The 11,924-nt window shown below is 71.0% G+C and carries 8 protein-coding genes; 6 read left to right on the top strand and 2 right to left on the bottom strand.

Annotation, left to right across the window (positions count from 1 at the left end):
- Positions 1-19 precede the first annotated feature (19 nt).
- Positions 20-3,673: a LamG-like jellyroll fold domain-containing protein gene (locus C1703_RS35305; protein WP_114256659.1), complete on the bottom strand. Its 3,654-nt coding sequence runs from the start codon at positions 3,671-3,673 to the stop codon at positions 20-22.
- A gap of 485 nt (positions 3,674-4,158) precedes the next feature.
- Between C1703_RS35305 and C1703_RS35310 the strand changes: the two genes are divergently transcribed.
- The 6 genes from C1703_RS35310 to C1703_RS35335 all read left to right on the top strand — a co-directional run bounded on the left by C1703_RS35310 (position 4,159) and on the right by C1703_RS35335 (position 10,663).
- Positions 4,159-5,175, top strand: coding sequence for a LacI family DNA-binding transcriptional regulator (locus C1703_RS35310; protein WP_114256660.1), 1,017 nt, complete (start codon positions 4,159-4,161; stop codon positions 5,173-5,175).
- Positions 5,176-5,350: 175 nt separating this feature from the next.
- The gene (locus tag C1703_RS35315) at positions 5,351-6,598 is read left to right on the top strand and encodes a sugar ABC transporter substrate-binding protein (RefSeq protein WP_114256661.1); all 1,248 of its coding nucleotides are present in this window, start codon (positions 5,351-5,353) and stop codon (positions 6,596-6,598) included.
- A gap of 20 nt (positions 6,599-6,618) precedes the next feature.
- Positions 6,619-7,602, top strand: a complete 984-nt coding sequence (locus C1703_RS35320) for a sugar ABC transporter permease (protein ID WP_114256662.1) — start codon at positions 6,619-6,621, stop codon at positions 7,600-7,602.
- Positions 7,599-8,423, top strand: a complete 825-nt coding sequence (locus tag C1703_RS35325) for a carbohydrate ABC transporter permease (protein WP_114256663.1) — start codon at positions 7,599-7,601, stop codon at positions 8,421-8,423. Before C1703_RS35320 ends, C1703_RS35325 begins: the two co-directional genes overlap by 4 nt.
- Positions 8,424-8,500: 77 nt before the next feature.
- Positions 8,501-10,279, top strand: coding sequence for a trehalase family glycosidase (locus C1703_RS35330; protein ID WP_114256664.1), 1,779 nt, complete (start codon positions 8,501-8,503; stop codon positions 10,277-10,279).
- 75 nt (positions 10,280-10,354) lie between these two features.
- A complete protein-coding gene (locus C1703_RS35335) occupies positions 10,355-10,663 on the top strand; it encodes an aldehyde dehydrogenase family protein (protein WP_232840682.1) in 309 nt (102 codons plus the stop codon).
- Positions 10,664-10,786: 123 nt separating this feature from the next.
- On the opposite strand, the gene C1703_RS35340 is transcribed toward C1703_RS35335, so the two are convergent.
- The gene (locus C1703_RS35340) at positions 10,787-11,869 is read right to left on the bottom strand and encodes a M12 family metallopeptidase (protein ID WP_114256665.1); all 1,083 of its coding nucleotides are present in this window, start codon (positions 11,867-11,869) and stop codon (positions 10,787-10,789) included.
- Positions 11,870-11,924 lie beyond the last annotated feature (55 nt).

An 11,924-nucleotide genomic window follows, 5' to 3' on the forward strand; every position in this document is an offset into this window, starting at 1 on the left:
GGACCCGGGCGCCTCCTCGTCACCGCACCTTCCTCGCGTACGGCGCGACCGTGATCCGGTCGATCAGAGGCGCGTAGCGGGAGCGGAGCAGCACCCCGGGGAAGGTTTCCGAGGCGTAGGTCGTGCCGTCGAAGTTCGGCAGTTCCTCGGAGCGGAAGCTCAGCGTGTTCTCTCCCTTCCTGAGCTCGACCGGGACGGTCAGCTCCCAGAAGTTGTTCTGGTGGAAGGTGTGCGGGAAGCCGACGCGCCGCGGCTCGCCGCCGTTGACGGTGAGATCGGCGTGCCGGGCCAGCGGGTCCGGGTTGTAGTGGGTGGCCGGGGACTGTTCGGGGTTGGAGTAGCGGATCCGCAGCGCGTACAGGCCCGCCTTGTCCGCGGCGACGGTGAACGTGGCCGTGTTGCCGTTGCCCGGGGCACCGCCGATGCCGGTGATCGCGGTGCCGTCCGTGGCCAGCGACAGCGGGCTGAGCTCGGCCGAACCGGCGAGGGTGGCGTCCCGCGCCTCGTACGTACGCGTCGTGAGGGTGCCCTCGGTCGGCGTGACCGTCAGGCGGTCGACGAGGGTGGTCGGCGAACCCCCGGTCACCGTCACCTTGTTCACGCCGCCGGACAGGGAGACCGCGACGCTGTTCCCGCCCTTGTCCAGGCGCAGCACACTCCGGCCGTTGACGGAGACGCGGGCGTCCGCGCCGCCGAGGGTGTCGATCCTGAGGGTGGCTTCGCGGTCGGCGGGGGAGGAGACCCAGAAGGTGGCGGTCTGGCCCTTCTTGAGCCGGGCCGCGCCCGATCCCGTGGCCGCCCGCTTCGGCAGGTCGTAGACGGGCCGGGCCCCGCCGCCCAGCCAGGCCAGTTCACCCTCGTACACCTGGGTGCTCGAGGACGCCTCGGGGAGGGAGAGCGTGAGGCGGTCGACGATGGCGTCGCCCTTGGTGACGCCCTTGCCGTCGGCGCTCTTCGCGGCGAGCGTCAGGGTGTGCTTGCCCTTGGTGAGCTTCACCTTGGTGTCGGTGTGGTCCCAGACCACCCACTTGTAGCCGAGGGGCAGGTACAGCTCCCGCTCGCTGTCCGCCTTGCCGTCCACGCGCAGGAAGACGTTCGTGGGGCCCTGCTCCTTCACCCTGTCGAAGGTGTTGAGGGAGTTGGCGAAGACGCTCAGGTCGTAGGTGCCGTCCTCGGGCACGTCCACGGTGAAGTCGAGGGTGACGTCCGAACCGGTGCGCAGGCCGCCGACGTCGTAGCCGCCGGAGGTGTAGAACTTCGACACGTCACGCGGCGAGCCCTCCGGGCCGTTCTTCGACCAGCCGGACCCGGTGTGGGCGGCGTCCTCCGCCTCGTAGGAGCCCTGCCAGCGCACGGGCGGTGACTGGGTGCCCTTCGCCTTTCCGGCCGGACTGAGGACGATCTCGTACGCCGAGGACTCCTTGAGCGCCGGCAGCGTGCCGTCGCCGAAGCCGAGGGAGACCGTGCCGTCGCGCGCGACGTCCACGGTCCGTTCGGCCAGCAGCTTCGGGCCGGAGGAATCGCCCACCTGCCCGGTCCACTCGATCTCCCGCACCCAGGCGTGCACGCTCTTCCCGAAGAGCTTCCGCGGAACGCCCGCGAAGGTGATGTGGCCCTTGCCGGTGGAGCCGCCGAAGATCAGCCGTGCCTGCTTCTTCTTCTCGTCGAGGGTGGCGACGCCCTGCATGGTGTAGTTCTCGCCGGGGAACGGAGGGTTCACCGCCACCGTGTGCCCGCTCATCGAGGCGTACGAGTGCAGCAGCCACCATTGGCCGTTGCCGCGGTTCGACTGCACGGCGGAGTCGGAGAGGTTGCCGTCGATGTTCCAGTACGCGATGTCGGCGTCCACCTTGGACTCCTCGATCGCGGACACCCACTGGATCATCTGGCCGGGGACCGATGTGTGGTAGTTGAAGGCGTACTCGTTGATGTTGATGGGGAGTTGGCTGCCCGCACGGTCGGTGCCCTCGAACAGCTCCTTCTCCCACGCCCGGTACTTGGCGACGCTCGCGCGCACCGCCTCGGGGTGGCTCAGTTCGTGCCAGGTGATCACCTGGGGGACGGTGCCGGCGGCCAGGGTGTGTGCGAGGAAGCCCTTCACCTGGTCGTAGAGGACGCTGGTGTTGGGGCCGGCGACGCGCGCGTCGGGCATCTTGCCCTTGATGAGCCTGTAGGCGCTGTCCCAGGCGGCGAAGAAGTCGTCGGGGTCGTTGAGCCAGCTGACCTTGTTGTAGCTCCACTGACCGGTGCCGAACATGTTGCCCTCGGGCTCGTTGAACGGCACGAAGACGATGTTGTCCTGGTACTGCTCCGGCAGCCGCAGGACCTGGTCCACCTGCTTGGCGATCTTCTCCTCGTAGAGCTTGAGCTTCTCCGCGGGGGAGTCGCCCGGCCACTCGTACGGGAACCCGCGGTGGATGTCGGTCATGTAGATGTAGACGTCCCCGTCGGTGGAGTCGGCCAGCGGCTTCACCACCTCCAGCGCGTCGGCACCGGGGTGTTGCGGGCCGTCCTGCGCCTTGGTGGAGACCGTGCGCAGGCCCATGCCCTCGATGAGGTTGTCGCTGGGGACGTCCGGTCCGTACACGCCGTAGAGCGTGCCGGAGGCGCCGCCGTGGAACGCGCCGGTGTCCGCGCCCAGGTCGACGGTGAGCTGCCCCTCGCGGACCACGGTGACCGTCGCCTTGACGTCCCGTCCGGCTGCCGTGCCCGACACGGTGAAGGAACCCGGCCGGGCGTACTGGTCGGACGGTACGGCGTCCCAGGTGATCGGCAGATCGCGGTCGTAGCCGTCGGAGAAGGAGGCGCGGACGGCGGTGGGGAGGGACGGAGCGGTCCCGGTGGTCGTACGGACCTCGAAGGACGTCTTCGAGAGATCCAGGACCGTCGGCACGGCTCCGGCCGTACCGGCCACCTGCTCGGCGCTCAGCGCCGCGTGCCACACCGTGAAGTCGTCGATCGCGCCCTTGAGCAGCGGATCCGGCCAGAACGACTTGCCTATGTAGCCGGCGGCCGTGGCCGAGGCGTCCAGCAGTTCCCGGGCCTTGATGGGTGTCGCGGCGGAGGAGACCGCCACGCCGTCGAGGTAGGTGGTGAGCCGGCCGGCGGCGGTGTCGAGGGTGACGGTGACCGTCCGCCACTCGTTCGCGGGCAGCGCCGCGTAGCCGCGCACCTGGTCCTCCGCGCCCCCTCCGCCGGTGGTCACGGAGGTCTGGAGCAGCCCGTTGCCGTTGTACGGGGTGCTGAAGAGGTACTTGGTGGTGTTGGTGCCCAGGTCGAAGATCCGTTGCCAGGACGACGGGTCGCCGCTCCACTTCACGCGGGCGGACACGGTCAGGTCGGTCGCGTCGCCGACCACCTCGCGGGGCAGGCGGACGTACGCGCCGTCGGAGGTGGGCGCCCCGCCGGGCAGGGCGAGCGCCTTGCCGCCGTTCGGGCCCTCGACGGACCGGGCGGTGGCGCCGTTCACCAGGCTCGCGGTCAGACCGTTGCCGGACGAGTCGGTGATCTTCCCGGTCGCGAGGTCGTCCTCGTCGAAGGTGTAGCGGGCCGTGGGCCGGGGCGTGTCGGCCGCCTGTGCGGGGACGGCCGGCGCGACCAGTACGCCGGCGCCGAGCGCCAGGGCCACGGCGGCCGGGGCCCGGCGCCGGGCGGATCTGTCAGCGGATGGCATGGATCGCGTCCTCAATCCTTGAGTAACGGTCCCGGTCGGCCCGCCTCGGCCGGATGCTCGTGCGCGTGCCGGCACCGGCGAGGAGGCTCCGGGATGACGTGGGGTCGAACCGGATCGATCACGTGGGCCCCTAGGGAAGGGGCTCGTCCAGGTGGCAGTGGCGGCGCTCCGCGCGGCAAGGGGTGTGGAGGAGCGGGCCCCGGTCGCCGGAAGGATCACTTCGTCGAACCGGTTCGCAGGAAGCTAGCACCGGGGGAATCTCCCAGCAATGCCTCTGACGTAAGCGCGGTCCCGGATCATCCGGATTCCGGGGGCTGTACGGGAAGTGTCGTTCGAGGTGTTGACAGGCGTCCGGCTTGTTCCTACCTTCACTTCACCGAACCGGTTCGACGACCGGTGATGGTCATCTCCTCACCCCTGCATCCCCGCGAGTCGGACGCTCTGCCCCCCGGGAGCATCGAACCGGTTCGAGGAAGGAGTTCTCCTTGAACATCGGTGAGATCGCCCGGCGGGCCGGTGTCTCGCGGAGCACCGTGTCCTACGCGCTGAGCGGCAAGCGCCCGGTGTCGGACGAGACCCGCGCGAAGATCCAGCGGGTCATCGACGAACTGGGCTACCGGCCCAACGCGAGCGCCCGCGCCCTCGCCAACGGCCGCACCAGCACGATCGGCCTGGTCTTCCCGCCGGCCGGCAACCACTACACCGGCATGCAGCTCGATTTCATCGGCAGTGTGGTGGAGGCCGCCGCGGCGTACGACTACGACGTGCTGCTGTCGCCGAGCGGAGTGGACAGCGACCGCTCGTTCCAGCGGCTGCTGGGGGAGCGGCGGGTGGACGGCGCCATCCTGATGGAGATCAGGCTGGACGACGACCGGGTCGATCACCTGGCCGCGCTGGACTTCCCGTCCGTCGCCATCGGCCGCACCGCACACCCGGAGAACGGCTGGTGGGTGGGCCTGGACCACACCGCGCTGGTGGAGGCGTGCGTGCACCACCTGGCGGACCTCGGCCACCGCAGGGTCGCCTTCGTCAACCGGCCGGAGCAACTCCTGCGGGCGGGGTACGAGTCCGCGCACCGGGGTCTCGACGGCTTCACCAAGGCCGCGGCCGAGCGCGGGCTGACGGTGCGGACGTACTGCTGCGGGGACGACGCCGCCTCGGGCCAGGCCTGCCTGGAGCGGATCCTGTACGACGACCCGGCCACCACGGCCCTGGTCACGCTGAACGAGGCCGCCGTGGGCGGCCTGTACCGGGGGCTCGCGCAGGCGGGCCGCCATGTGCCGCGCGACTTCTCCGTCACCGGCGTCGTGGCCGGCCGCTGGGCGGAGACGGTGACCCCGCAGCTCACCGCGGCGGACGTACCGGCGGAGGACATGGGACGCCGCGCCGTCGACCTCCTCGTCGAGCGGCTCGACCACCCCGACGCGGCGCCCCGGCACCACCTGCTCGCGCCGCCGATCTCCCTGCGGGCCAGCACCGGACCCGTACTCGGCACCTGCTGAAGCCCAGCCCTCCGCCCCACTTCCCACCACGACACACGGAAACGTTCCCGGCCCCGGCTCCACGGGCGTCGGGTGACCAGCGCACCCGAATCCCTCACCGCCGCCGTCCGGCGTGCCCGGCTTCCCCCCGTCATCCCTCCCACGGCACACCGCTGCCAAAAACGAAGGACCCACCATGCACAGCACCTCCAGACAACGCCGTCTGACCGCCGTGGCGCTGACCGCCCTGGCCGTGGCGGCCGGCGCCACCGCCTGCTCCTCGGGCTCGGGCAGCGCCACGGCCAAGGACTCCGACGGCGGCACGTACACCATCTGGGACCCCTACCCGCAGTTCGCCAAGGGCTCGGCGTGGGTGAAGCTGCTGGACGACTGCGGCACCGAGGCCGGCGTGAAGATCAAGCGGACCGGCTTCGACACCAGCGACCTGGCCAACAAGACACTGCTGGCGGCGCAGCAGGACAACTCCCCGGACGTCCTCATCGTCGACAACCCGGTGGTGTCGACCCTGGCCGACGCGGGCGTGCTCACCACGACCGACGACAACAAGCTCGACACCACCAAGGCGGACCCCAACCTCCTCGCGGCCGGCCAGTCGGGCGGCAAGACCTACGGCACGCCGATCGGGGCCAACACCCTCGCCCTCTACTACAACAAGGACGTGCTGAAGAAGGCCGGGGTGGACATCGCCTCGGTCAAGGACTGGAAATCGCTGACGGCGGCCCTGGCGAAGGTCAAGGAGGCGGGCAAGAAGGGCATCACCTTCTCCGCCATCGGCACGGAGGAGGGCAGCTTCCAGTTCCTGCCGTGGTTCTGGGGCTCGGGCGCGCAGCTCACCCGGCTCGACTCCGCGCAGGGCGTCTCCGCGCTGTCCCTGTGGAAGGGCTGGCTCGACAAGGGCTACGCCCCCAACTCGGTCATCAACAACACCCAGACCACCAGCTGGCAGGAGTTCGCGAGCGGCGACTACGCCTTCGCAGAGAACGGCACCTGGCAGCTCGCGAACGCCGAGAAGGCCGGCTTCGACTACGGCGTCCTGCCCATCCCCGCCTCCGGCGGAGGCAACGCCGCGGCCCCGACCGGCGGCGAGTTCGTCACCATCCCGGTCCAGGGCGACACCGGCCGCTACACCACCTCCCAGAAGCTGGTGTCCTGCCTGACCAGCACCGAGAACCTGTACGACACCGACACCACCCTCTCCTACGTGGCCCCCACCAGCGAGGTCCAGGACAAGCAGGTGGCCGCGAAGCCCGAGCTGAAGCCCTGGGTCGACGCGGTCAAGGCGGCCAAGGGACGCACCAGCGACGACCTCGGCACCAAGTACCCCAAGATCTCCGAGCAGATGTGGAAGGCCGTCCAGTCCGCCCTCAGCGGAGCCGAGTCGCCGAAGGCCGCACTGGCCAAGGCGCAGTCGGCCGTCAAGTAACCAAGGTCGCGCGGTCGCAGATGAACGACACGAAACAGTGCTCGGACCGCCGGTCCGCGCAGGACCGGAGCGGGGCGGCCACCGCCGGCCCGCCCCCGGCCCCGACGCGAGAACGGCGCCGTCCGGCCTCCCGGCAATGGGCCGCCTGGGCCTTCCTGGCACCGGTGACCCTCTACCTCGTCCTCTTCTACGCCTACCCCCTCTACCGCAACATCGACCTCAGCCTCCGCAACTACACGGTCCGCTCCTTCGTCCAGGGCGACGCCCCCTTCACCGGCCTGCGGAACTACCTGACCGTCTTCGACGACCCGACCTTCGCCCCGGCCCTGCTCCACACCGTGGTGTTCACCGCCGTCTGCCTGGTCTTCCAGTACGCCATCGGCCTGGCCCTCGCGGTCTTCTTCAACCAGCACTTCCGGCTCTCGGCCACCCTGCGGGCCCTGTTCCTGGTGCCCTGGCTGCTGCCGCTGATCGTGTCGGCCTCCACCTGGTCGTGGATGCTCAACAGCGACTCCGGCATCGTCAACGCCGCCCTGCACGCCGTCGGCATCGGCCCGGTGAACTGGCTGACCTCGCCGTCCTGGTCGCTGACCTCCGTGATCATCGCCAACATCTGGATCGGCGTCCCCTTCAACCTGGTCGTGCTCTACAGCGGCCTGCAGTCCATCCCCGCGAACCTGTACGAGGCCGCGGCCCTCGACGGGGCCAACGCCTGGCAGCGCTTCCGGCGCATCACCTTTCCCCTGCTGCGCCCGGTCTCCGCGATCACCCTGCTGCTGGGCCTGGTCTACACGCTCAAGGTCTTCGACATCATCTGGATCATGACCAAGGGCGGCCCGGCGGACTCGTCCACCACCTTCGCCACCTGGTCCTACCAGCTCGGCTTCGGCAACCTCCTGCCGGCCTTCGGTCCCGGCGCGGCCGTCGGCAACCTGCTCGTGGTCGCCGCCCTGGTGTTCGGCCTGATCTACCTCCGGGTGCAGAGAAAGCAGGCGCTGTCATGAGCCGAAGCCGCGGCCGTACGTGGGGAAGGACCACGATCGGCGTCCTGCTGACCGCCGTCATGCTCTTCCCGGTCTACTGGATGCTGAACGTCTCCCTCACCCGCGACCAGGACATGCGCAAGAGCCCACCCGAGCTCTTCCCCGCTCATGGCACCCTGGCCGGCTACCGCACCGTCCTCGACGAGCAACTGCCCTACCTCGGCACCAGCCTCGTGGTCGCCCTCGGCACCGTCGTCCTCACCGTGGCCCTGGCCGCCCCCGCCGGCTACGCCCTGGCCAAGCTGCGCCCACGCGGCGGCGGCCTGTTGAGCTTCGTCCTGCTGGCCGCCCAGATGATCCCCGGCATCATCATGGCGATGGGCTTCTACGCCGTCTACCTCCAGCTCGGCCTGCTCCAGTCCGTCCCCGGCCTCATCGTCGCGGACTCCACCCTGGCCGTCCCGTTCGCGGTGCTGATCTTCACCGCCTTCATGTCGGGCATCCCCGGCGAGCTGCTCCAGGCCGCGCAGATGGACGGCGCGAGGGCCCTGCGCACCTTCTGGTCGATCGTCCTGCCGATGAGCCGCAACGCCGTCGTCACGGTGTCCCTGTTCGCCTTCCTGTGGTCCTGGTCCGACTTCGTCTTCGCCAACACCCTGGTCAACGGCGGCACCCACGAGCCGATCACCCTCGGCATCTACCACTACATCGGCAACAACAACCAGGAGTGGAACGCCATCATGGCCACCGCCGTCGTGGCGTCCCTGCCCGCCGCGGTCATCCTCGTCCTCGCCCAGCGCTACGTCGCCGCCGGTGTGACCACCGGTGCCGTCAAGGACTGAGCCCCCCAACCCACCACGACGACCGGCGCGCTGCCACGCCGGCCGGCGCCCCCTGCTCCAGAAACGAGTCACGCCACATGACCGCCGCCTCGCCGTCCGGCCCGGCCTTCTCCGTCCACGACATCCCGTTCAGCGCCTACGGCTCCTGGTTCGACATCTCGCCCGTGGTGGCGGAGAAGACGTACGCCGACGACCTCCACCTCGTGTCGCACCAGAACGGCATGCACGGCGTCCTGCGCCTGGTCCCCCTGGTCCCGGCGAGAGGCGAGCGGGCCGAGACCCGCGTCGAGGCGACCCCGGGCCTGCTCCGCTGGGCCGCCGGAAGGGGACGCGTCGAGCTCGCCTACGAGTCGCCGGACACCGTACGCCTGCGGGGCAGCGGCCTGGACTTCGGCGTCTTCGCCGCCGCGCGGACCCTCACCCCGTTCAGCGGCACGTACTTCTTCCACGACCCGGCGGCGCACGCGCACGTGTTCACCTCGTACGAGACCGGCCGCCGTTACCGCGTCACCGTGCTGTCCGGCAGCCTCGCCGACACGGCCGGCGACCAGGCCCTGGGCGGCAGCGACCGCGGTGTGACCGTGACCGCGCGGGAGGACGGCGTCTGGGAACTCGCGATCGAGGAACTCGGCACCGCCCGCCCGCCCTACGTGCCCACGGCGGCCTTCGACGACATCGTGGCGGCGGCCCGGGAGGCCTTCGCGGACTTCGTGGACGCCGTGGCACCCTGGCGTTCGCCCGCCACCCCGGCCGCCGAACTCGCCGCCTACGTCGTCTGGTCGGCGACCGTGGCGGCGAAGGGCCTGGTCACCCGGCCCGGCGTGCTGATGTCCAAGCACTGGATGGACAAGGTCTGGAGCTGGGACCACTGCTTCAACGCCCTTGCCCTGGCCCCCGGAGCGCCCGCGCTCGCCTGGGACCAGTTCCTGCTGCCGTTCGACCACCAGGACGACAGCGGCGCCCTGCCGGACTCGGTCACCCACTCCGAGGTCCTGCACAACTTCGTCAAACCGCCCATCCACGGCTGGGCCCTCGGCCGGCTGCGCCGCAGCCTGCCGGCACCCCTCGACCCGGCCGAACTGACCGAGGTGTACGAGCGGCTGGAGCGCTGGACCGGCTTCTGGCTCACCGCCCGGCGCGCTCCCGGCGCCGGACTGCCCTACTACCAGCACGGCAACGACAGCGGCTGGGACAACGCCACCACCTTCGACCCCGGGCGCGTCGTCGTCACCGCCGACCTGGCCGCCTTCCTCGTCCTTCAGCTCCATGAACTCGCCGCGCTCGCAGCGGAGTTGGACAGGCCGGACGAGGCCGACCGGTGGACGGCGGTCGCCGGGGAGATCCGGACGGCGCTGCTCGACCAGCTCTGGTCCGGGGACAGGTTCGTCGCCCGCTCGGCCGGCACCGGGGAGAGCTGGAGCAGCGCCAGCCTCCTCGACCTGATGCCCATCGCGCTGGGCGAGCACCTGCCCGCCGAGATCGGCAGCACGCTCGCCGACCACATCAAGGCCCACCTGACGCCGTACGGCCTGGCCACCGAACGGCCCGACTCCCCGCACTACCTCGCCGACGGCTACTGGCGCGGCCCCATCTGGGCCCCCGCCACGGTCCTCATCGAGGACGGCCTGCGCCGCGCCGGCCACCAGCGGCTCGCCGACGACATCAGCGCCCGCTTCCGCACCCTGTGCGAAACCCACGGCTTCGCCGAGAACTTCGACGCCCTCACCGGCACCGGCCTGCGCGACCGCGCCTACACCTGGACCGCGAGCAGCTACCTCCTCCTCGCCCGTGACCACCACCTGCGCGAAGACGTGAGGTTCACCGCCCCCGCGCCGGACAGGCCCTGGGAGCGGTAGGTGGTGCTGCCGCTGTCGATGAGGGTGGGTTCTCGCTCGTGAGGTCAGGCGCCGGGATCGTCGAGCCCGGTCTTCGTGGTCCTGGACGACGCCGACGTCGAGGCCCGCCTCCTGACCGGCGGCAAGCCCCTGCCGGGTGACGCCGTACGGCTCGCGAACGCCACGCCGTACGGGCTCGGCCTGAGCGTCTGGACGGCCGACCCCGGCCGGGGCGTCGCCCTCGCCCGCCGCATCACCAGCGGAGCGGCCTTCGTCAACGCGATCGTCGCCTCCGACCCCCGCCTGCCCTTCGGCGGCACCAAGCGCAGCGGCCACGGCCGCGAACCGGCCGCCGTCGGCATCCGCGAGTTCACCAACACCCGCACCTACTGGGTCGCCGCCTGACGGTCTCGCCGGCCGGCCCCCGCAGCGTGGTCGAGGACGTCACCCACCCCCATGGGCGACGTCCCCGACCGCTCCCCCGGTGCCGGACTGTGGCTCAGGTGTCCGCGTAGCGCGTGCGTGCCGTCACCAGCACATCACCGCCGTCTCGCCGGAACCCCAGGCGGAGTACAGGCGTACGCGGACGACGTAGCGGCGGCCCTTGACGAGCCGCACGCCGATCGTGGCGTTGTGCGGAGTTCCCCCGTCGTCCTGGCCGGCGAGGTAGCGGGGCTCCCCGTCCCGCTCCTCGAAGACCACGACGACGGCGTCGCCGTCGCCGAAGGTGCCCAGCGTGTACGTGCGGGTCTCCGGCGGATCGACGACGAAGTCGGCCTGCTCACCCGGGCCGAGCCCGAGCGGCACCGAGCGGAACGGCACCAGCGCGGGCGGCGCCGGGTCCGCCGGCGGATACCAGCGCAGCGCGAACTCCTTGTCGGCGGCGGACAGGGTGCCGGGCGGGTGCAGACCCGCACGGTACCGCTCCGGCTCCAGGACCAGCCCCGACGAGAACGGGAACTCCATGATCGACTGCGGGTCCCAGACGGAGCCGTTCACCTCGTCCGGGTCGAGCTTGCGCAGGATGTTGTAGTGCGTCCGCTCCCGGCTCCAGTGGTTCGGCGGGCCCGCCAGCTCGGCGTACACGGCCTCGTCGTCCCAGTGGATGCCGGCGAACGGGCTCTGGTGCTCGTGCACCATGCCGAGCGCGTGCCCGATCTCGTGCAGGGCCGTCGCGCGCTCCCCGGGCGCGGTCAGGTCCCAGCCGAAGTTCATGGTGCGTTCGTGCAGGCCCGCCCGCAGCGCCTCCCGGCCCACCGCCGACCAGGAGCCGTCGCCGGGCTGGAACCCGATGCGCAGTTCGGCCTCCGAACGGTCGTCGACCTCGACGAAGGCGATGCCGATGCCGAGGTCCTGCCACTCGCGGAAGCACCCGCGCACGACGTCCCGCTGCTCCTCGCTGCCGGCCCAGGACACCCGCCGCGTCATCCCCGTCCCCGGCACGGGGATGACGGACGCGTCGCTGTCACCGTCGAAGAACCAGTAGTGCAGGACGGTGCCGTTGACCCACGTCCGCCGCCCGCTCGCGAGCGCGCTCAGCCGCTCGGCCGCCAGCCCCGGTGCGAAGGCGGGCGCCGGCGCCTGTGCCAGCGAGCAGTAGCGTGCGGTCATGGACCACAGCCTGCCGTGCGGCCCGTCCCGGCGCCTGAGTCGGGGGCTACTCAAG

Origin of the sequence: Streptomyces sp. Go-475, from assembly GCF_003330845.1 — a bacterium.
Taxonomy (GTDB): domain Bacteria; phylum Actinomycetota; class Actinomycetes; order Streptomycetales; family Streptomycetaceae; genus Streptomyces.

Coding starts and splice junctions, on each gene's coding strand:
- C1703_RS35305 (WP_114256659.1), bottom strand. CDS start 3,673: ATGCCATCCGCTGACAGATCCGCCCGGCGCCGGGCCCCGGCCGCCGTG.
- C1703_RS35315 (WP_114256661.1), top strand. CDS start 5,351: ATGCACAGCACCTCCAGACAACGCCGTCTGACCGCCGTGGCGCTGACC.
- C1703_RS35320 (WP_114256662.1), top strand. CDS start 6,619: ATGAACGACACGAAACAGTGCTCGGACCGCCGGTCCGCGCAGGACCGG.
- C1703_RS35325 (WP_114256663.1), top strand. CDS start 7,599: ATGAGCCGAAGCCGCGGCCGTACGTGGGGAAGGACCACGATCGGCGTC.
- C1703_RS35330 (WP_114256664.1), top strand. CDS start 8,501: ATGACCGCCGCCTCGCCGTCCGGCCCGGCCTTCTCCGTCCACGACATC.
- C1703_RS35340 (WP_114256665.1), bottom strand. CDS start 11,869: ATGACCGCACGCTACTGCTCGCTGGCACAGGCGCCGGCGCCCGCCTTC.